Source organism: Pseudonocardia sediminis, assembly GCF_004217185.1.
Lineage (GTDB): Bacteria > Actinomycetota > Actinomycetes > Mycobacteriales > Pseudonocardiaceae > Pseudonocardia > Pseudonocardia sediminis.
Genome location: NZ_SHKL01000001.1, coordinates 4,863,790 through 4,881,865 on the forward strand (window position 1 = coordinate 4,863,790; position 18,076 = coordinate 4,881,865).

19 protein-coding genes are annotated in these 18,076 nt (G+C 72.3%); 4 read left to right on the plus strand and 15 right to left on the minus strand.

Translation table 11 applies throughout. The features are described 5' to 3' along the window. Window positions 1–150: 150 nt before the first annotated feature. The 7 genes from EV383_RS22780 to EV383_RS22810 form a co-directional block, all read right to left on the minus strand. Complete coding sequence (locus tag EV383_RS22780; RefSeq protein ID WP_130291819.1) at window positions 151–942, minus strand: TIGR03936 family radical SAM-associated protein; 792 nt, start codon at window positions 940–942, stop codon at window positions 151–153. A gap of 72 nt (window positions 943–1,014) precedes the next feature. Then, window positions 1,015–2,514 (minus strand): amino acid permease, encoded by a 1,500-nt coding sequence (locus EV383_RS22785; RefSeq protein WP_242623251.1) that lies wholly within the window; start codon window positions 2,512–2,514, stop codon window positions 1,015–1,017. Between the two features lie 163 nt (window positions 2,515–2,677). Further along, window positions 2,678–3,238: a GNAT family N-acetyltransferase gene (locus tag EV383_RS22790; protein ID WP_130291820.1), complete on the minus strand. Its 561-nt coding sequence runs from the start codon at window positions 3,236–3,238 to the stop codon at window positions 2,678–2,680. Between the two features lie 2 nt (window positions 3,239–3,240). Next, window positions 3,241–5,196 carry a TIGR03960 family B12-binding radical SAM protein gene (locus EV383_RS22795; protein WP_242623252.1) on the minus strand — a complete coding sequence of 652 codons (1,956 nt, stop codon included), beginning with the start codon at window positions 5,194–5,196 and terminating at the stop codon, window positions 3,241–3,243. Window positions 5,197–5,282: 86 nt separating this feature from the next. Continuing rightward, window positions 5,283–6,110, minus strand: a complete 828-nt coding sequence (locus tag EV383_RS22800) for an ABC transporter permease (RefSeq protein WP_130291821.1) — start codon at window positions 6,108–6,110, stop codon at window positions 5,283–5,285. After that, window positions 6,107–6,910 (minus strand): ABC transporter permease, encoded by an 804-nt coding sequence (locus EV383_RS22805; RefSeq protein WP_130291822.1) that lies wholly within the window; start codon window positions 6,908–6,910, stop codon window positions 6,107–6,109. The genes EV383_RS22800 and EV383_RS22805 overlap by 4 nt, the downstream gene beginning before the upstream one ends. Further along, the gene (locus tag EV383_RS22810; RefSeq protein WP_130291823.1) at window positions 6,907–7,830 is read right to left on the minus strand and encodes an ABC transporter ATP-binding protein; all 924 of its coding nucleotides are present in this window, start codon (window positions 7,828–7,830) and stop codon (window positions 6,907–6,909) included. The genes EV383_RS22805 and EV383_RS22810 overlap by 4 nt, the downstream gene beginning before the upstream one ends. A gap of 105 nt (window positions 7,831–7,935) precedes the next feature. Between EV383_RS22810 and EV383_RS22815 the strand changes: the two genes are divergently transcribed. After that, entirely contained in the window at window positions 7,936–8,820 is an 885-nt protein-coding gene (locus EV383_RS22815) for an alpha/beta fold hydrolase (protein ID WP_130291824.1), read from the plus strand. Between the two features lie 160 nt (window positions 8,821–8,980). Here EV383_RS22815 and EV383_RS22820 read toward each other — a convergent pair whose 3' ends face one another. After that, window positions 8,981–9,802 carry a helix-turn-helix domain-containing protein gene (locus EV383_RS22820; RefSeq protein ID WP_479725235.1) on the minus strand — a complete coding sequence of 274 codons (822 nt, stop codon included), beginning with the start codon at window positions 9,800–9,802 and terminating at the stop codon, window positions 8,981–8,983. A gap of 145 nt (window positions 9,803–9,947) precedes the next feature. Here EV383_RS22820 and EV383_RS22825 point away from each other — a divergent pair, with 145 nt between their 5' ends. Further along, window positions 9,948–10,325, plus strand: a complete 378-nt coding sequence (locus EV383_RS22825) for a nuclear transport factor 2 family protein (protein ID WP_130291825.1) — start codon at window positions 9,948–9,950, stop codon at window positions 10,323–10,325. A gap of 35 nt (window positions 10,326–10,360) precedes the next feature. After that, window positions 10,361–10,813 carry a dihydrofolate reductase family protein gene (locus tag EV383_RS22830; protein ID WP_242623253.1) on the plus strand — a complete coding sequence of 151 codons (453 nt, stop codon included), beginning with the start codon at window positions 10,361–10,363 and terminating at the stop codon, window positions 10,811–10,813. A 78-nt stretch (window positions 10,814–10,891) separates the two neighbouring features. Here EV383_RS22830 and EV383_RS22835 read toward each other — a convergent pair whose 3' ends face one another. Next, complete coding sequence (locus EV383_RS22835; RefSeq protein WP_130291826.1) at window positions 10,892–12,070, minus strand: fatty acid desaturase family protein; 1,179 nt, start codon at window positions 12,068–12,070, stop codon at window positions 10,892–10,894. A 70-nt stretch (window positions 12,071–12,140) separates the two neighbouring features. Beyond that, complete coding sequence (locus EV383_RS22840; protein ID WP_130291827.1) at window positions 12,141–13,202, minus strand: ferredoxin reductase; 1,062 nt, start codon at window positions 13,200–13,202, stop codon at window positions 12,141–12,143. 88 nt (window positions 13,203–13,290) lie between these two features. Here EV383_RS22840 and EV383_RS22845 point away from each other — a divergent pair, with 88 nt between their 5' ends. After that, window positions 13,291–14,103, plus strand: coding sequence for a MerR family transcriptional regulator (locus EV383_RS22845; RefSeq protein ID WP_165438465.1), 813 nt, complete (start codon window positions 13,291–13,293; stop codon window positions 14,101–14,103). Between the two features lie 10 nt (window positions 14,104–14,113). On the opposite strand, the gene EV383_RS22850 is transcribed toward EV383_RS22845, so the two are convergent. From EV383_RS22850 to ndk, 5 genes are all read right to left on the minus strand, one after another. Beyond that, entirely contained in the window at window positions 14,114–15,166 is a 1,053-nt protein-coding gene (locus EV383_RS22850; protein ID WP_423213658.1) for a glycerophosphodiester phosphodiesterase family protein, read from the minus strand. 70 nt (window positions 15,167–15,236) lie between these two features. Then, window positions 15,237–16,115 carry a 4-hydroxy-tetrahydrodipicolinate synthase gene (gene dapA, locus EV383_RS22855; RefSeq protein WP_130291830.1) on the minus strand — a complete coding sequence of 293 codons (879 nt, stop codon included), beginning with the start codon at window positions 16,113–16,115 and terminating at the stop codon, window positions 15,237–15,239. Between the two features lie 97 nt (window positions 16,116–16,212). Next, the gene (locus tag EV383_RS22860) at window positions 16,213–16,989 is read right to left on the minus strand and encodes a hypothetical protein (protein ID WP_130291831.1); all 777 of its coding nucleotides are present in this window, start codon (window positions 16,987–16,989) and stop codon (window positions 16,213–16,215) included. An 81-nt stretch (window positions 16,990–17,070) separates the two neighbouring features. Beyond that, a complete protein-coding gene (locus tag EV383_RS22865) occupies window positions 17,071–17,622 on the minus strand; it encodes a GNAT family N-acetyltransferase (RefSeq protein WP_130291832.1) in 552 nt (183 codons plus the stop codon). Between the two features lie 17 nt (window positions 17,623–17,639). Continuing rightward, window positions 17,640–18,050: a nucleoside-diphosphate kinase gene (gene ndk / locus EV383_RS22870; RefSeq protein ID WP_130291833.1), complete on the minus strand. Its 411-nt coding sequence runs from the start codon at window positions 18,048–18,050 to the stop codon at window positions 17,640–17,642. Window positions 18,051–18,076 lie beyond the last annotated feature (26 nt).

Sequence of the window (18,076 nt, forward strand, 5' to 3'; positions counted from 1 at the left end):
CGCGCAGGGACCTTGCGCGTTCTCGTTCCGCGTGCCGCGCGGTTGCGCGGTGCGGCACATCTGGTGTCGCTGAATCCTTGTGTCACCGGGTCGTGCTCCGACGCCGTGGCGGGTGCTCCGACAGCCGGCCGGTGAGCCGGACATCGTCGGTCAGACCCGGGTCACCGGAGCTGCACCGAGCGGATCCGCGAGATTGCCCCCGTCGTCGAGCAGGCCCTGGGCCAGCCGTGTCGCCTTGACCGGGACCGGCGGGGTCAGACCTGCGACAACGGTGAGCGCACTCAGCACGTCATCGGGTCGAACGGTCGGTGTCGTCTGCCGAACGACCGCGGTCAGTATCGCACAGTCGTCGGCCGCGCCCGCCGTCCGAGGCGCCGCCCCGTCCGGCGTGGCGCCGTCACCGGCCTCGACCGACAGCGCGACCAGCGCGGCGCGCACGTCGATCTCGCGCCGACCCGACGGTGTGATCCGGACCACGACGAGCGTCTCCTCCGCCATCAGGCGTGCGACGGCGTCGGTGACCTCGGCGACCGGCAGGCCGGCGACGACGAGGCGCCAGAGCCCCGCGTCGATGCGTTCCGGCAGGCCGGGGGGCGATGCGACGACGGCTTCGAGCACGTCGAGGCCGTCGGGCAGCGCGGCGTCCAGGGCCGCGCGGACCGTCTCGGGGTCGAGCTCGCGGGTCAGGCCGATCTCGAGGTACTCGGCCTCGCTCGCGGAGCCGGTGGGCGCCGCCCCGACCCAGGACAGCCGCGGGTGCGGGCTGAAGCCGTGCGAGTGCGACACCGGGATGCCGGCGCGTCGCACCGCCCGTTCGAAGCTGCGGGCGACGTCGCGATGGGACAGGAAGCGCAGCCGTCCCCGCTTGGCGAAGCGCAGTCGGACCCGCTGCACCGTCGGTGGTGCCGGGTTCGCTGCCGCGCCGGGACGGACTCTGGCCATGGGGTCAGTCTAGGGAGCGGCCGGACGGACCCCGTCGGGCCCGCCCGGCCGGTGCCTTCCCCAACCGTCGCCTCAGCCGTCGCGACGGTCGTCGCGGTTGGGTCGGTTGGCCTTAAGCGGGTACTCCCCGGTGAAGCCCATCCGCTCGTTCGCCGCCGCCATGACCCGCCCGCGGACGGCGTACCAGCCGACCACGAGCATCAGCGCCAGCAGCGGGATCGCCGCGACGGTGTAGGTCCCCACCGGGTAGTCGAACCCCATCAGCACCAGCACGACGAACAGGAACACCAGTACCGCCCCGCCGGTGTAGGGCGAGAACGGCAGCTGGAAGCTCGGCCGCTGCAGGACCCCGGCCCGGGTCAGCTTCACGAACCGCATCTGGCAGAGCACGATCGTCGCCCAGCTGGCCAGGATGCCGATCGAGGCGATGTTCAGCACGATCTCGAACGCCTGGTCGGGCACGACGGCGTTCAGCCCGACGCCGATCAGCGTGATGATCGCGGTGAGCGCGATGCCGCCGTAGGGCACGCCCTGGGCGTTCATCCGCCCGGTGAACTTCGGTGCGGAGCCGTTCATCGCCATCGACCGCAGGATCCGACCGGTCGAGTAGAGCCCGGCGTTGAGGCTGGACAGCGCCGCGGTGAGCACGACCAGGTTCATCAGCGTGCCGGCCCCGGGGACCCCGATGCTGGCGAAGAACGTGACGAACGGGCTCGTGCCCTCCTCGTAGGCGGTGTAGGGGAGCAGCAGCGCGAGCAGGACCAGCGAGCCGACGTAGAACAGCGCGATCCGGGCGATCACCGAGTTCACCGCCCGCGGCATCACCTTCTCCGGGTTCTGCGTCTCCCCCGCCGCCGTGCCGACCAGCTCGGTCGCGGCGTAGGCGAACACGACGCCCTGGGTGATGACGACGACCGGCAGCAGCCCGGTCGGCAGGAAACCACCGTTGTCGGTGATCACCGAGAAGCCGGTCTCCTGGCCGTTGATCGGGAACCGGGCGGCCAGGAAGATCGTCCCGACGACCAGGAACGCGACCAGCGCGATCACCTTGACCATGGCGAACCAGAACTCCAGCTCACCGAACAGCTTCACCGAGACCAGGTTCGCCCCGAGCACCACGACGAGGGCGACCAGCGCGATCGACCACTGCGGCACCGAGGAGAACGTGCCCCAGTACTTCATGTAGAGCGCGATCGCGGTGGTGTCGACGATCGAGGTGAACGCCCAGTTCAGGAAGTAGAGCCAGCCCGCGACGAACGCGGCCTTCTCGCCGAAGAACTCCCGGGCGTAGGAGACGAACGACCCCGACGACGGCCGGTGCAGCACCAGCTCCCCGAGCGCCCGCAGGATCAGGAAGACGAAGAACCCGCAGATCGCGTAGACGACGGCCAGCGCCGGTCCCGCCGACGCCAGCCGGCCACCGGCACCGAGGAACAGACCGGTGCCGATCGCGCCCCCGATGGCGATCATCTGGAGCTGGCGCTTGCCGAGCCCCTTGCTGTAGCCCTCCTCCTCGTGGGAGAAGTCCTGCTGGTGGTTCTGCACCTCGGTCGGCACATCGGGCTTCGCCACGCCGCTCCCCCATTATGTCCGTTTTCCCCTGGTGGGAGACGTGCGCGAGCCCCCGGCCCCCCGTGACGGGGGACGCTAACCGACGGGTCCGGATCCGGCCCGTCAACTCCGGTCAAGCTTGAGTTACGTCGTGGAACAGATCGCCGTGAACCACGGCGGGCCGCTAGTCCCCCAGGACCACGTGTGGATCCAGCACCAGCAGGGACTCCCCGGCCGGGGTGAACCCGGCGCGCCGGTAGAAGGCCGCGCTCCCGGCCGTCGGGGCGAGGATCAGGCGGCGGTAGGCACGGTCGCGGGCGTGCGTGATGACGGCGGTGAGCAGGGCCCGCGGGACCCCTGCCTCGGCGAAGGAGGCGAGCACGAACGCGTTGCCGACCTGCCCGGCCCGGGCGGCGCGACCGCCCGGGCGCGGCATGTGCACGGTCTCCACGACGTTGATCGACCCGACCGGGGTGTGCCCGGCCCGTTCGCTGCCGACCTCGGCGACCCAGAACGCGCGGCGCGGCTGCTCGACCCGCCACCACTGCGCGAACGCCTCCTCGAACCCGGGGTCGGGCACGGGACGTCCGGCCCGCTCCTCGAGCCACTGACGGCGCAGCGCGGCCAGGCCTTCGACGTCGCGTTCGTCGGCCACGCGGACACGCAGGCGGCGCCCGCCGGACTCCCAGGTCGTCGGGTCGCCGCCCGTGGACGGGTCGGGGATGGAGGAGGAGTTCTGCGCCACCTTCAGCCCTGCGCGGGGAGGTCCGCCTGGGCGGTCGGGTTCACGACGCTCAGCGGGATCAGCGTGGTGCCGCTCGGCCCCACCTCGATGTCGGTGCCGGTGGACGGGCACACGCCGCAGTCGAAGCACGGGGTCCAGCGGCAGTCGTCCTGCTCGCGGCCCTCGAGAGCCTCCTGCCAGTCGTCCCAGAGCCAGTCGCGCTCCAGGCCGGAGTCGAGGTGGTCCCAGGGCAGGACCTCGTCGCGCCCGCGGTCGCGGGTGGTGAACCAGGCCAGCGAGACGCCCTTCGGCTCCAGCTCGGCCGCGGCGGCGCCGCACCAGCGCTCGTAGGAGAAGTGCTCGGACCAGCCGTCGAAGCGGCCGCCCTCGCGCCACACCCGCTCGATGACCGCGCCGACCCGGCGGTCGCCGCGAGCGAGCAGTCCCTCGATCAGCGAGGGCTGCCCATCGTGGTAGCGCATGCCGATGTTGCGGCCGATCTTGCGGTCGGTGTTGACGGCCGCGCGCAGCTTGCGCAGCCGATCGTCGACGACGTCGGGGTGGCACTGCGCGGCCCACTGGAACGGGGTGTGCGGCTTGGGCACGAACCCGCCGATGGAGATCGTGCACCGGACGTCATTGCGCCCGGACGCCTCGCGACCGGCCTTGATCACCCGGTGCGCCATCCCGGCGATCTCCAGGACGTCCTCGTCCTCCTCGGTCGGCAGGCCGACCATGAAGTAGAGCTTGACCTGCCGCCATCCCTGCGCGAACGCCTCGGAGACGGTCCGGATCAGGTCCTCCTCGGAGACCATCTTGTTGATCACCCGGCGGATCCGCTCGGAGCCGCCCTCGGGGGCGAACGTCAGCCCCGAGCGGCGGCCGTTGCGCGAGATCTCCTTGGCCAGGTCGATGTTGAACGCGTCGACCCGCGTCGAGGGCAGGCTCAGCGAGGTGTTCGAGCCCTCGTAGCGGTCGGCGAGGCCCTTGGTGATCTCGGCGATCTCGGAGTGGTCCGCGCTCGACAGGGACAGCAGGCCGACCTCGTCGAAGCCGGAGGCCCGCACCGAGCTGTCCACCATCTCGCCGATCCCCTGCAGGGACCGTTCGCGGACCGGACGGGTGATCATCCCGGCCTGGCAGAACCGGCAGCCGCGGGTGCAGCCACGGAAGATCTCGACGCTGGCCCGCTCGTGCACGGTCTCGGCCAGCGGGACCAGCGGCGCCTTCGGGTAGGGCCACTCGTCGAGCTCGATCGTGGTGCGCTTCTGCACCGTCGCCGGCACCCGCTCGTCGACGGGGGTGACGGCCGTGATCGCGCCGTCGTCGCCGTAGGTGACGTCGTAGAGGACGGGCACGTAGCAGCCCGGCGTCGCGGCCAGGCGCAGCAGCAGCTCGCGGCGCCCGCCGGGGCGTCCCTCGCGCTTCCACGCGGCGACGACGTCGGTGATGTCGCCGACGACATCCTCGCCGTCACCGAGGGCGGCCACGTCGACGAAGTCCGAGACCGGCTCCGGGTTGAACGCGGCGTGCCCGCCGGCGACGACGACCGGGTGCGTCTCGTCGCGGTCGGCGGCGTGCAGCGGGGTCCCGGCCAGGTCCAGCGTCGTGAGCAGGTTCGTGTAGCCGAGCTCGGTGGAGAAGGAGACGCCGAGGACGTCGAAGGCCCCGACGGGACGGTGCGAGTCGACGGTGAACGCCGGGACGCCCGCGTCGCGCATCTTGGCCTCGAGGTCCGGCCACACCGAGTAGCAGCGCTCGGCCAGGGCGTCGGCGCGCTCGTTCAGGACCTCGTAGAGGATCTGGACGCCCTGGTTGGGCAGACCGACCTCGTAGGCGTCCGGGTAGAGCAGGGCCCACCGGACGGTCGCGGCGTCCCAGTCCTTGATCTGGGAGTTCCCCTCACCGCCGACATACTGCACGGGTTTGGACACCTGCGGCAGCAGGGCTTCCAGGGCGGGAAACACGGAGGCACTCACGCTGGCCCAGGGTAGCCCTGTCCCGCGGGCGCCCCGGGGTTGCCCCTTTCGTCCGGTCGGCGTGGGCCGGTGCGGCCCGGCTGTGATCACCTCAGCAGCAGTGCATCCAGGCGTCGCGCGGCCAGCACCACCCCGACGGCGCCCATCACCAGGAAGTACGCCAGGTGCCCCAGCAGGCCGGGCCCGACCACGCCCGTCGTGAGCCCGCGCATCAGCTCGACGGCGTGGTAGAGCGGCAGCACCTCCACCACGATCTGCAGCCACCGCGGGTAGACCGAGAGCGGGTAGAACGTCGTCGAGAACAGGAACATCGGCAGGATCACGAGCGTGACCAGGTCGAAGTCCTGCCAGGAGCGCATGTAGGACGTCGCCGCCATCCCGACCGCGGCGAACGCGCACGCCACGATCAGCGCCGCCGGCAGCGCGAGCAGTGCCCACGGCGAGGTGAGCAGCCCGAACCCGGCCATCACGGCGAGGAACCCCAGCGCGTAGAGCCCGCCGCGGACCAGCGCCCATCCGATCTCGCCGAGCGCGACGTCGACCGGACCGAGCGGGGTGGCCAGCATCGCGTCGTAGAGGCGGACGTAGCGCAGCTTGAAGAACACGTTGAAGGTCGAGTCGAACACCGCACCGTTCATCGCCGACGCCGCGAGCAGGCCCGGCGCGATGAACGCCGCGTAGCTGATCGGCGTCCCGTCCGGGCCGGGCAGCGCGCCGACCAGCGACCCCAGCCCTTGACCCATGGCGACCAGGTAGAACACCGGCTCGAAGAACCCGGACGCGAACGCCAGCCAGGCCCGCTTCGACGCCGTCGCCGAGCGCAGGAGCAGCGCGCTCGACCGCCCGGCGTAGCTTCCCGCCGGCAGCAGCCGCCAGATCGCCGGCGCCTCCCGGCGCACGCCCGCCCGGCTCACCGGGCCAGCCTCCGCGTGAACAGCCGCATCGCCAGCACCGTTCCGACGACGAGCAGCACGAGCAGGTAGGCCAGGTGCCCCACCACCGCGACGGTGGTCGTCGTGCCCCCGACGGCCGCGGCGCGGGCCAGCTCGGTGCCGTGCCACAGCGGCGACACCCACGCCAGGGGCTGCACCCAGCCGGGCAGCCGGTCGACGGGGAAGAACGTGCCGGAGAACAGCGTCATCGGGATGATCACGAAGCGGAAGATCGCGTTGAACGCCCCGCCGTCGGTCTGCACGGTGGCCGCGAACGCGGTGATCAGCGCGGCCACGGCCGAGCCGGTCAGCACCGCGACCAGCAGCGCGACGACGATCCCCGGGCCACCGGCCCCGCCCAGCAGCGCCACGACCACGGTGAACACCGCGCCGGTGCCGGCGAGCTTGACCGCCACCCAGCCCAGGTGCCCGAGCGCGACCTGCCCCGGCGAGATCGGGCCGGCGGTCATCGCGAGGTAGATCCGCTGCCACTTGAACCCCGAGAGCACCGGGTAGGTCGACTCGAACGCCGCACTCTGCACCGCCGAGACCGCCAGCAGTGCCGGGGCAAGCCACACGAGGTAGGACACCCCGCCGACGGCGCCGGCCGCGCGCGCGTCGACCAGTGACCCGAAGCCCACCCCGAACGCGAGCAGGAACAGCAGCGGCTGCAGCACCGAGGACACGACGCTGGCCCGCCAGTTGCGGCGGTACCAGGTCCAGAAGTGCTCGACGACCAGCGCGATCCCCCGCCCGTACCCGGGCGGCGCGAGCGTGCTCACTCGATCAGCCTCCGCCCGGTCAGGCGCAGGAACACGTCCTCCAGCGAGGACCGGCGCACCAGTGTGGACAGCGGCCGGTGCCCCCGCCGGACGATCTCGGCCTGGGCCCGTTCCCCGTCGCCGGTGTAGAGCAGCAGCCGGTCCGGCAGGTCCTCCACCCGCTCCACGACGCCGTCGAAGTCGCCCGCGGCGGGGCGGTCCTCCGGGGCGAAACGCAGCTCCAGCACCTCCCGGGTCGACCAGCGCGCGATCAGCTCCGACGGCGCGCCCTCGGCGACGATGACGCCGCCGTCCATGACGACGAGGCGGTCGCAGAGCTGCTCGGCCTCGTCCATGTAGTGGGTGGTGATGATCTGGGTGACGCCCTCGCTCTTGAGCCGGTAGAGGCGCTCCCACAGCAGGTGCCGGGCCTGCGGGTCCAGACCGGTGGTCGGCTCGTCGAGCAGGAGCAGCTCCGGGTCGTTGACCAGGGCCCGGGCGATCGTCAGACGCCGTTTCATGCCGCCCGAGAGCGGTTCGACCGGCTCGTCGGCGCGGTCGGTGAGACGGGCGAACTCCAGCAGCTCGGTGGCCTTGTCCCGGACCTGGCAGCGGGACAGGCCGAAGTAGCGCCCGTACATCTGCAGGTTCTGCCGGACCGACAGCTCGGTGTCGAGGTTGTCCAGCTGCGGGACGACGCCGATCCGCGCCCGGATCCGCGGGCCGTCGACGTCGGGGTCCATGCCCAGCACGGACAGCTCACCGCCGGAGCGCGGCGACACGCAGGCGATCATCCGCATCGCCGAGGACTTGCCCGCGCCGTTGGGCCCGAGGAAGCCGAACACCTCCCCCGGCGCCACGTCGACGTCGATCCCGCGCACCGCCTCGAACTCGCCGAAGCGCTTGCGCAGACCCCGTGCCCACACCGGTCCGTCCCCCACACCGAAGAACGCTAACCGGCACCCCCGACAGTCCGCCCGTCCGTTTCCCGCCTGCTTCCCGCTCGGGCCGAACCGGGCGACCGCCGTGGCGCGAACGAGAAGGTGATGAGCGAGGACTTCACCACCGTCGGCGACATCCGGATCTGTCACGAGTCGTTCGGCTCACCCGAGGATCCGATGGTCGTGCTGGTCATGGGCCTGGGCCTGTCGCTGGACTGGTGGCGCGAGGGGTTCTGCCGTGCCCTGGCCGGGCGCGGGTTCCACGTCGTGCGGTTCGACAACCGCGACGTCGGCCGCTCCACCCACGTCCGCGGGCCGGGGATCAGCGCGTGGGGTTTCGTGACGCGGCGGGCGACGCCGGTCTACACCCTCGGGGACATGGCCGACGACGTCGGCGGGCTGATCGCCGCGCTCGACCCGCGCGGGGCGCACGTGGTCGGCGCATCGCTGGGCTCGATGGTCGCCCAGGAGGTCGCGATCCGGCACCCGTCGCTCACGCTGTCGCTGACCTCGATCATGGGACGGCCCGGGGACGGGCGGACCGGCAAGGTCTCCTGGCGGATGGTGCCGGAGTTCCTGCGCCCGCCCTCGTCGGACCCGGTGGAGAGCATGGTCGCCTCGTTCCGCCGGATCGGCTCCGAGGGACGCACCGCAGCCGACGACGAGGACGTGCGCGTCACGATGCGCCGCTCGTCGGCCCGCGAGACCGGTGACGGCACGGGCGGCGGACGTCAGCTCGCGGCCTGTGTCGGCGAGCGCGACCGCACCGCCGACCTGGGCCGTCTGACCTGCCCGGCGCTGGTGTTCCACGGCCTCGCCGACCGTGTCATCCAGCCCTCCGGCGGGCGCGCCACCGCCGCCGCGATCCCCGCCGCGGAGCTGGTCGAGGTCCCCGGCATGGGCCACGACCTGCCGCAACGCATCTGGCCGGACCTCATCGAGGCCATCCACCGCACGGCCGACCGGGCGACGAGACCTGCCGCCGGCTGACTGCCGCACTCATGGAGCTTCCGTGTCGTCCCACCGCACGAAAACCCCACGGGTCGGCCGGGCCGACGGGCCGCGGGTCGCACTCGTGGCGCTTCGGTGCCGGCTCGCCGCACGAAGGCTCCATGAGCGAGCCGGGGACGGTGGGGCCGGATGTCGCGGTTCACGGCCGCCCGGAGCGGGAGGCGGCCAAGTGGCGCAGGGCCTCACGTGTGGCGTCGTCGGCGGGGAGGAACGTCTCGACGGCCAGCTCGGCGAGGGTGACGTCGTGCGGGGCGCCGAACGTCGTCATCGTCGAGTGGAACGACAGCGCGCCGGCGGGGTGGTCGAGCTGCAGCGGCAGGAGCACGTCACCGCCGGGGACGGGCAGGCTCGCCGCGTCCGGTGACGGATAGGCGCGGACCTCGGTGAGCAGGGCGGTCAGGCGTGGGTCGGCGGTGACCCGGACCTGGCGTTCCAGGCGGTGCAGCAGGTGCTCGCGCCACTGCGCCAGGTTCCGGATCCGCGGGGCGAGGCCGCGGGGGTGCAGGCTCAGGCGGTAGACGTTCGTCGGCGGGCCCAGGACGTCCGGATCGACGCCGTCGAGCAACGGCGCGACCGCCGCGCCGGCGAGCACCACGTCGCCCCAGCGGTCGACGACGAGTGCCGGGTTCGGGTCGTGGGCGGCCATCAGCTGTTCCAGGGCCCCGCGGACGGGCGCGTGGGCGTCGTCGTCGAGCGGGCGCTCGGTGTAGGCCGGGGCGAACCCGGCGGCGAGCAGCAGCGCGTTGCGTTCGCGCAGCGGGATCTCCAGCTCCTCGGCCAGCGCGCCGAGCAGCTCCCGGCTGGCCCCGGACCGGCCGGTCTCGACGAAGCTCAGGTGCCGCGTCGACACACCCGCGGCCAGCGCCAGGTCCATCTGGCTCACCCGTCGCCGGGCCCGCCAGAACCGCAGCATCTCCCCCGGCCCGCCGGGGCGGCTCCGGCGCGCGTCCGCACTGGTCACGATGGCCACGCTAGCGAGCCGCGCACGGCGCGACGACTACCTCGCAGGTAACGGGATCCGCCTACGTCGCGGGTAATCGCTACGCCGCACCGGCCCGGCCAGTCTCGACGACGTCACCACGAAGAACACCGAGAAGGAGCCCGAGATGACCGACTTCGACGACGTCGCCCGCCGCTACATCGACGTCTGGAACGAGACCGACCCCGCCGCCCGCAAGGAGAAGGTCGCCGCGCTGTGGACGACCGGCGGCACCTACACCGACCCGCTCGCCGACGTCGCCGGGCACGACGGGATCGACGGGTTCGTGGCCGCGGCCCAGTCCCAGCTCGCCGGGTTCGAGTTCCGGCTGCTCGGCCCCGTCGACGCCCACCACGACCAGGCCCGCTTCCGCTGGGAGGCCGGCCCCGCCGGCACTCTCGGCAACGGATCCGAAGCCCCCGTGGTCGGCTTCGATGTCGTCGTCACCGACGCCGACGGCCGCCTGACACAGGTACACGGCTTCCTGGACCGCTCCCCCGCCTGACCCCGATCCGGCCCACCCCACCCGGGCCGCCACTCGTGAACCAGGACGAGCGCGACGCGCACGTCGTGACTCACGAGTTCCGCGGGCCGGGCGGGGTGGGCCTCGGGGAGCACTTCGGCTCCCTGACCGACGACCCGATGGCCGACGGCATGAACAACACCCCGAAGTACGTCGTGTCCACGACGCTCGACTCCGCCGACGCCTGGCAGAACTCGACGCTGCTGGGCGGCGACTGGGTGCAGCGCCTGCGCGACATCAAGGCCTCCGACGGCCCGGACATCGGCGTCTCCGGCAGCCTCACGCTCGTCCGGGCGCTGCCGGCCCACGGCCTGCTCGACGAGCTGCACCTGATGGTGCACCCGCTCGTCGTCGGCAAGGGCGCGAAGCTGTTCCCGGACGGCACCGACGGCGTCGGGCTGACGCTGCTGCGCTCGTCGGCGCTGAGCACCGGGGTGCTGCACACCGTCTTCGGCCCGGCCGCGAGCTGAGCCCGCACACCCTCGTGCGCGGACATCGTCGCCGGAGCAGCGATATCCGCGCACGGGCGCGTCAGCGCACGAGGGGTGTCAGCGCTTGCCGCCCGGCAGGGCCAGGCGGTTGATCGTGCGCAGGACCTGCAGGTACTGCTTGCCGAGCGAGCCCGTCGTGTACTCCAGGCCGTACTCGCGGCAGAGCTCACGCACCTCGGGGGCGACCTCGGCGTAGCGGTTGCTGGGCAGGTCCGGGAACAGGTGGTGCTCGATCTGGAAGCTGAGCTGCCCGGTCATCAGGTGGAAGAACGTCCCACCCTCCAGGTTCGCCGAGCCGAGCATCTGCCGGACGTACCACTGCCCGCGGGTCTCGCCCTCGAGCTGCTCCTCGGTGAACTGCACCGCGCCCGTCGGGAAGTGCCCGCAGAAGATCACCGCGTGCGACCAGACGTTGCGCACCAGGTTCGCGGTGAGGTTGCCGGCCAGGACCGGCAGGAAGAACGGGCCGGCCAGCGCCGGGAACACCACGTAGTCCTTGGTGAACTGCTTCGCGGCCTTGCGACCGATCGACTTCACCTGCTCCCACACCCGCGACAGCGGCTTCTGCCCCTGCACGACCTTCTCCACCTCGAGGTCGTGCAGCGCGACGCCCCACTGGAAGAACAGCGAGAGCAGGAAGTTGTAGACCGGGTTGCCCAGGTAGTACGGGTTCCACTTCTGCTCCTCGGACAGGCGCAGGATCCCGTACCCGACGTCGCGGTCCTTGCCGACGACGTTGGTGTAGGTGTGGTGCATGTAGTTGTGCGAGTTCCTCCACTCGGCCGACAAGCTCACGTTGTCCCACTCCCACGTGCTGGAGTGGATCTTCGGGTCACGCATCCAGTCCCACTGGCCGTGCATGACGTTGTGGCCGATCTCCATGTTCTCCATGATCTTGGCGATGGAGAGCATGGCGGTGCCGGCGATCCAGGCCGGCGGCAGCACACCGGCGAACAGCAGGGCACGCCCGCCGATCTCCAGGGCGCGCTGCGAGCTGATCACCTTGCGGATGTAGGCGGCGTCGGACTCGCCGCGCTCGGCGAGCACCCGGTCGCGGATCGCGTCCAGTCGCCGGCCCAGCTCCTCGATCTGCTCGGGCGTCAGCGACGTCGTCGCCTCGACGTCCTCGCGGCGGGAGGAGGGGACGAGCTGCAGCGACGGACGGACCGGGTGCCGGTCGACGTCGTCGGTCACGGTCGCGGTGTCGATGACGGGACGGTCGAGGGTCGCGGTCATGGCGGTTCCTCCTCGTTCTCGAGCGGAGCTCGCGGAGCGAGCATCTGCGCTGTGCGTGAGTGGTGCGTGATCAGGGGGTGTCGAGACGAGCGGTGCCGCTCGCCCCGGAGATGCAGGTCTGGACCAGGTCGCCGGGCTCGCCGTGCACGTCACCGGTGCGCAGGTCGCGGACCTGGCCGTCGCGCAGCGGGAGCACGCAGCCGAAGCAGATGCCCATCCGGCAGCCGCTGGGCATCAGCACGCCCGCGGCCTCACCGGCCTCCAGCAGGCTGGTGCCGGGCTCGACGTCGACGGCCCGGTCGCCGTACTCGACGCGTCCACCGGACCCGCCGGTGCTGCGGGCCGGGGCGGTGAACCGCTCCACGCGCAGCCTGTCCGGCGTCGCGGCCCAGTGCGTCCCGGCCGCGTCGAGGAGCTCGGACGGCCCGCAGACGTAGGCGTCGCGGTCGCGCCAGTCGGGGACCAGCTCGTCGAGCTCGGCCAGGTCGAGACGGCCCTGCTCGCCGGTGTGCCGGGTGATCACCCGCAGCCCGCTGCGGCGCTCGGCCATCGCGGCCAGCTCGGCGGCGAAGATCGAGTCCTCGGCCGACGGCGCGCTGTGCACGACGACGACGTCCGGCACGGCGCCGGCCGCGTCCAGGGTGCGCAGCATGCCCATCACCGGGGTGATCCCGCTGCCCGCGGTGACCATCAGCAGCGGCGAGGGCGCGTCCGGGAGGACGAAGTCGCCCTGTGCCTGCTCGAGCTGCACGATCGTGCCGATCGGCAGGTCACGGACGAGCTTCTGCGAGACGATCCCGTCCGGCACGGCCTGCACGGTGATCGTCAGGTGGTCGGCGTCCTGCGGTCCGGACAGGGAGTACGAGCGCCAGTGCCGGACGCCGTCGACGTCGATCCCGACGCGGACGTACTGCCCGGCGCGGTGCCCGTCCCAGTCCCGTCCCGGTTCGATCGTCACCGAGACGGCACGGTCGGTCTCCCGGCGGCGGGCGACGACCCGGCCGCGCAGCTGGGTCGTCGACCACAGGGGGTCGATCAGGCCGAGGAAGTCCTCGGGCAGCAGCGGGGTGGTCATGGCGGTGGCGGCGGCCAGCAACCGGCGGCCCGGCCGCAGCGGAGCGACTCTGAACATGACATCGAGTCTGCACAGATTGATGTCACATAGCAAGTCACGATCACCGGTATCGTGTGTCACATGGGTTCTTGCTAAGCTGTGTCACATGTCGGAGGAGCTCGCGCATGACGGATGGCGGACGATCGACGAGCTGGCCCGGGCCAGCGGCGTCACGGTGCGCAACATCCGCGCCTACCAGGCACGCGGCCTGCTCCCCCCGCCCCAGGTCCAGGCCCGCACCGGCTACTACGGTCCCGGCCACGAGGCCCGCCTGGAGCTGATCAAGGACCTGCAGGACGAGGGCGTCAAGCTCGACACGATCAAGAAGCTGCTCGACACCACGGGCGGGTCGACCGAGCAGGTCGTGCACTTCATCCGCACCGTGCGCGGTCTGTTCGGCTCCGAGGAGCGCCAGATCGTCAGCCTCGCCGAGCTGATCGAGCGCTTCCAGGCCACCGACACCGCGATCCTCAAACGCGGCCAGAAGATGGGCCTGCTGCGCGAGCTCGGTGACGACCAGTACGAGGAGGTCAGCCCGCGTCTGATGAACGCCGCGGCGGACCTGACCGGGCTCGGCATCCCGATCGAGCGGTCCCTCGACGTCGTCGAGCAGATGCGCAAGCACGCCGACGGGATCGCCAAGACCTACGTCGACCTGTTCCTCGGCGAGATCTGGCAGCCCTTCGACGCGTCCGGACGTCCCTCGGACCAGTGGCCCCGGGTCTACGAGACGATCGAGGCGCTCCGCCGGATCTCCGGCGAGGCCATGCTCGCGGTGCTGGAGCTGGCCGTGTCCGAGCGACTGGACGTGACGTTCGGCCGCGACATCGCCCGCAACGTCAAGACCCCCGGTGCCCCACCCCCCGGGGAGAAACCGGCGGCGGACGCGGATCCCGACGACACCTCGTCGGAGTCCTGACCCTCGCCCGTCACCCGGCGGGGTGCGGCGCCGGCAGCGGGCGTCCCTCGCGCGCCAGGAGCCACCGGAGGCGGTCCGGGTGGTTCGTGATCAGCCCGTCCGCCCCGGCGTCGATCATCGCCGCCATGGTGGGGACGTCGTCGACCGTCCACGGAATCACGAGCAGCCCCGCGGCGTGGGCGCGCCGGATCATCTCCGCCGTGGTGAACGCGACGAAGCCGGGCTGGGTGACCCCGCCGGACTGCGGGGTGCCCTGCACCGGCGAGATGGCCGACGCACCGACCGCCCGGGCCACCCCGACCAGCGCGGTGGCCGGGTCGGACCCGTAGGAGTCGGCGTCGAGCCCGCCCAGCCACGGTGAGGCTCCCGGCCTCCCGAGCTGCAGGAAGCTCTCGTTCATCAGCGCCACGGTCGGCAGCTCCGGCGCGACCTGACGCATCCGGATCAACGCACCGAGGTCGAAGCTCTGGACCGACGTCCGGCGCCCGACCCCGGCCCGTCGCACCTCGGACGCCACGACCCGCACGAACTGTTCGCGCGGCGCGGTCTCGTCCGGGCTCCCGGCCTCGACCTTCGTCTCGACGTTGAACCGGACGTCGTCGGCTCGGCGGGCCCTCGCGAGGTCGAACACCTCGTGCAGCTCGAGCATCCGGGCGCCCGGGGAGAGCCGCTGCGCGGGCATGTCCGGACGGCGGACCGAGCCGCAGTCCAGCGTCCGGGCCTGCGCCAGGGTCAGGTCCTTGACCAGCTTCCCGACGTAGGGGAACGCCGGGTCGCCCGCCGCGACGGGCGCGGTGTCGCGGCACACCTGCGGGTTGGTGCGACGGTCGTGGGTGACCACCGCCCGTCCGTCGCGGGTGATCTGCACGTCCAGCTCCAGCGTGCGCACACCCACGTCGAGCGCCGTCCCGAAGGACAGCAGTGAGCTCTCCACCGACAGGCCCATCCCGCCGCGGTGGGCCTGCAGGTCGAACGGCCTGCCCGGTCCGGCCGCCGCGACGCCCGGGAGCAGCACGGAGGCGAGCAGGCAGACGACGAGGAACCAGGCGGTGCGCACGGCCACCGACGCTAGGCGCGCGGGGTGGCCGGCGGACGACGTCGGGCCCACTCCGCGGTGAAGGCCCCGGTGCGTCTCAGCTCAGCAGACCGGCGCTGCGCAGGGCGGAGCGGACGTCCTCGTGGTGCCACTCGTCCAGCGGCACCAGCGGGAGCCGGATCCCGCCGGGCATCAGGCCCATCTCGGCCAGGGCCCACTTCACCGGGATCGGGTTCGGCTCGACGAACAGCGCACTGTGCAGCCCGGCCAGGTCGGCGTCGAGGGCGGAGGCGTCCTCCGAGTCCCCGGCGACGGCGGCCTTGCACATCCGCGCCATCGTCTCCGGGGCGACGTTCGCGGTCACCGAGATGTCGCCGTGGAACCCGGCGAGCATGCTGGCCCGGGCGGTGCCGTCGTCGCCGGAGTAGAGCGCGAAGTCGGGCAGCTCGAGCGCGACCAGCTCGCGGACCCGGTCCAGGTCACCCTTCGCCTCCTTGAGCCCGACGATGTTCGGGATCTCGGCGAGCCGGGCGACGGTGGAGGGCAGCATGTCGCAGGCCGTGCGGCCCGGGACGTTGTAGAGGTACTGCGGGATGTCCACGGCCTCGGCGATCGTGCGGAAGTGCCGGTAGAGGCCCTCCTGCGGGGGCTTGTTGTAGTACGGCGTGACCAGCAGGGCGCCGTCCGCACCGGCCGCGCGGGCGGCCCGGGTCAGGTGGATCGCCTCGGAGGTGGAGTTCGCGCCGGTACCGGCGATCACCGGGACCCGCCCGGAGGCGACCTCGATGGTGCGGCGCATGACCTCGGTGTGCTCGAGCACCGACAGCGTCGACGACTCGCCGGTGGTGCCGACCGAGACGATCGCCGACGTCCCCGCGGCGACCTGCCGTTCGACCAGCTCACCGAGCGCCTTGTGGTCGACCTCGCCGTCCTCGCGCATGGGGGTGACGATCGCGACGATGCTTCCGGTGATCATGGTGATGTTCCGTCCTTCCGCTGGTGCGGCGACCGTAGCAAGCCGCACCACCGGGATTCGACGGCTCGTGCGGCCCTCACCCGCCCGTCCGAGCGCCTCAGCCCAGCGCGACCAGGCCCGGCTGCACCGAACGCGTGATCCGGCGCACGGCCGTCACCAGGACGGTGAGCAGCGCGATGACGGCGACGAGCGTCACCGCGACCGGGCGGTCGTTCGTCGCGATCCCGGCCAGCGCCCAGGCCACGGCACCGGCGAACCCGGCGATGCCGGTGGCCGAGCTGACGACCGAGAGCACGACGACGATCAGCGCCGCGAGCACGACGACGGCCGCGACCTGCGCCAGCACCCCGTCACCGGGGATGCCCGCCCACACGCCGGTGGCCAGGGTGCCCAGCACGACCGCGACCGACACCCAGCCGGTGTAGATCGACACCGGCAGCCGGAACACGATCCGCTCCAGGCGGTTCTGCGCGGGCTCGCGGGACAGGCGCCCGAACACCACGCCCAGCACCACCGTCAGCGCGATCAGCAGGATCTGGGCCGCCAGTGGGTTGTCGTTGCCGAACGCGACGATCCACAGCGGGTTCGCCACCGCGGAGACGGCGAGCCACCAGCCGCAGCGCCGGTGGATCTCGCGCCCGCGCTGCGACGGCAACAGCGCGAAGATCGCGTAGGCCAGGAAGCCCAGGTAGATCAGTCCCCAGATGGAGAACGCCCATCCGGCCGCCAGGAGCGGTGTGTCGTACTGCCGCGCGACCGTCCCGATGTCCTGGCCCCCGAAGGCGGAGACCACGATCTGCAGGACGGCGAGAACCGCCACCACCACGCTGCGGACGAGATCGCGCGAGGTGGGGCGCGGGGTGAGCACCGTCATGGAGAAATGGTGACCCCCCGCGGCCCGATCGGCCATCCGGCGGACGGGGTGAATCCGATCTTGGCCGCTCAGAGACGTGCGTCAGGACAGGCGGCGCCGGAACAGATGCACGGACCGGGCGTCGTCGGCGGACAGGCGCACGCCGTCGGTGAGCACGCCGTACTCCTCCCAGCCGCGCGCGGCGTAGAACGCCGGCAACGACGTCCCGCCGCGGCAGCCCAGCGTCAGCTGCGCCAGGCCCAGTGCCGTGCCCTCGGCGACGGCCGCGTCCAGCAGGACGGTCCCCCAGCCGCGCCCCCGCAGGTCGGGACGGACCATCAGCCGTCCGACCTCGGCCCGGTGCGCCATGATCCCGCTGCCGGGCGTGAGGAACACCGTCCCCGCGAGGCCCGCGTCGTCGGTGAGCGCCAGCATCCGGGCGCGTCCGGCCCGGACGTCGGCGACCGTCGTCGCGGCCAGGGCCCGGATCCCGTCCTCCGGGTCGCCGGCCACGAAGTCGACGGCGCCGCCGGCCGCGGTGACCGCGACCCAGAGCGACCCCAGGTCGTGTGCGATGTCCGGGGCCGGGTCCGGCACCGGGTGCGGCCCGGTCACCGACGACGTGCCGGCGGCCGGGTCCGGGACGGAGTTCACGGTGCTGCCGACAGAGCTCAGAGAGCCGGGAACCAGAGCTTGATCTCCCGGGCGGCCGACTCCGGGGAGTCCGAGCCGTGCACCAGGTTGGAGCCGGTCTCGAGGGCGAGGTCGCCGCGGATGCTGCCCGGCGTCGCCTTCTCCACCGGGTCGGTGCCCCCGGCCACCTGACGCCAGGCCGCGATCGCGCGCGGGCCCTCGACGACGGCGGCCAACACCGGTCCGGAGGTGATGAACTCGAGCAGGGACTCGAAGAACGGCTTGCCGTCGTGCTCGGCGTAGTGCTGGGCGGCCAGCTCACGGTCGACGACGCGCAGGTCGAGGGCGACGAGGCCCAGGCCCTTGCGCTCGATCCGGGAGATCACCTCTCCGACGAGCTTGCGCTCGACACCGTCGGGCTTGACCAGGACGAGAGTGCGTTCAGTCACGCGGAGCAGGGTAGCGACGGGTCGTC

Bases quoted from the DNA above. Each gene is read 5' to 3' on its own strand.
- EV383_RS22815 (WP_130291824.1), top strand. From the start codon at position 7,936: ATGAGCGAGGACTTCACCACCGTCGGCGACATCCGGATCTGTCACGAG.
- EV383_RS22840 (WP_130291827.1), bottom strand. From the start codon at position 13,202: ATGTTCAGAGTCGCTCCGCTGCGGCCGGGCCGCCGGTTGCTGGCCGCC.
- EV383_RS22860 (WP_130291831.1), bottom strand. From the start codon at position 16,989: ATGACGGTGCTCACCCCGCGCCCCACCTCGCGCGATCTCGTCCGCAGC.
- EV383_RS22825 (WP_130291825.1), top strand. From the start codon at position 9,948: ATGACCGACTTCGACGACGTCGCCCGCCGCTACATCGACGTCTGGAAC.
- EV383_RS22835 (WP_130291826.1), bottom strand. From the start codon at position 12,070: ATGACCGCGACCCTCGACCGTCCCGTCATCGACACCGCGACCGTGACC.
- EV383_RS22780 (WP_130291819.1), bottom strand. From the start codon at position 942: ATGGCCAGAGTCCGTCCCGGCGCGGCAGCGAACCCGGCACCACCGACG.
- dapA (WP_130291830.1), bottom strand. From the start codon at position 16,115: ATGATCACCGGAAGCATCGTCGCGATCGTCACCCCCATGCGCGAGGAC.
- EV383_RS22845 (WP_165438465.1), top strand. From the start codon at position 13,291: ATGTCGGAGGAGCTCGCGCATGACGGATGGCGGACGATCGACGAGCTG.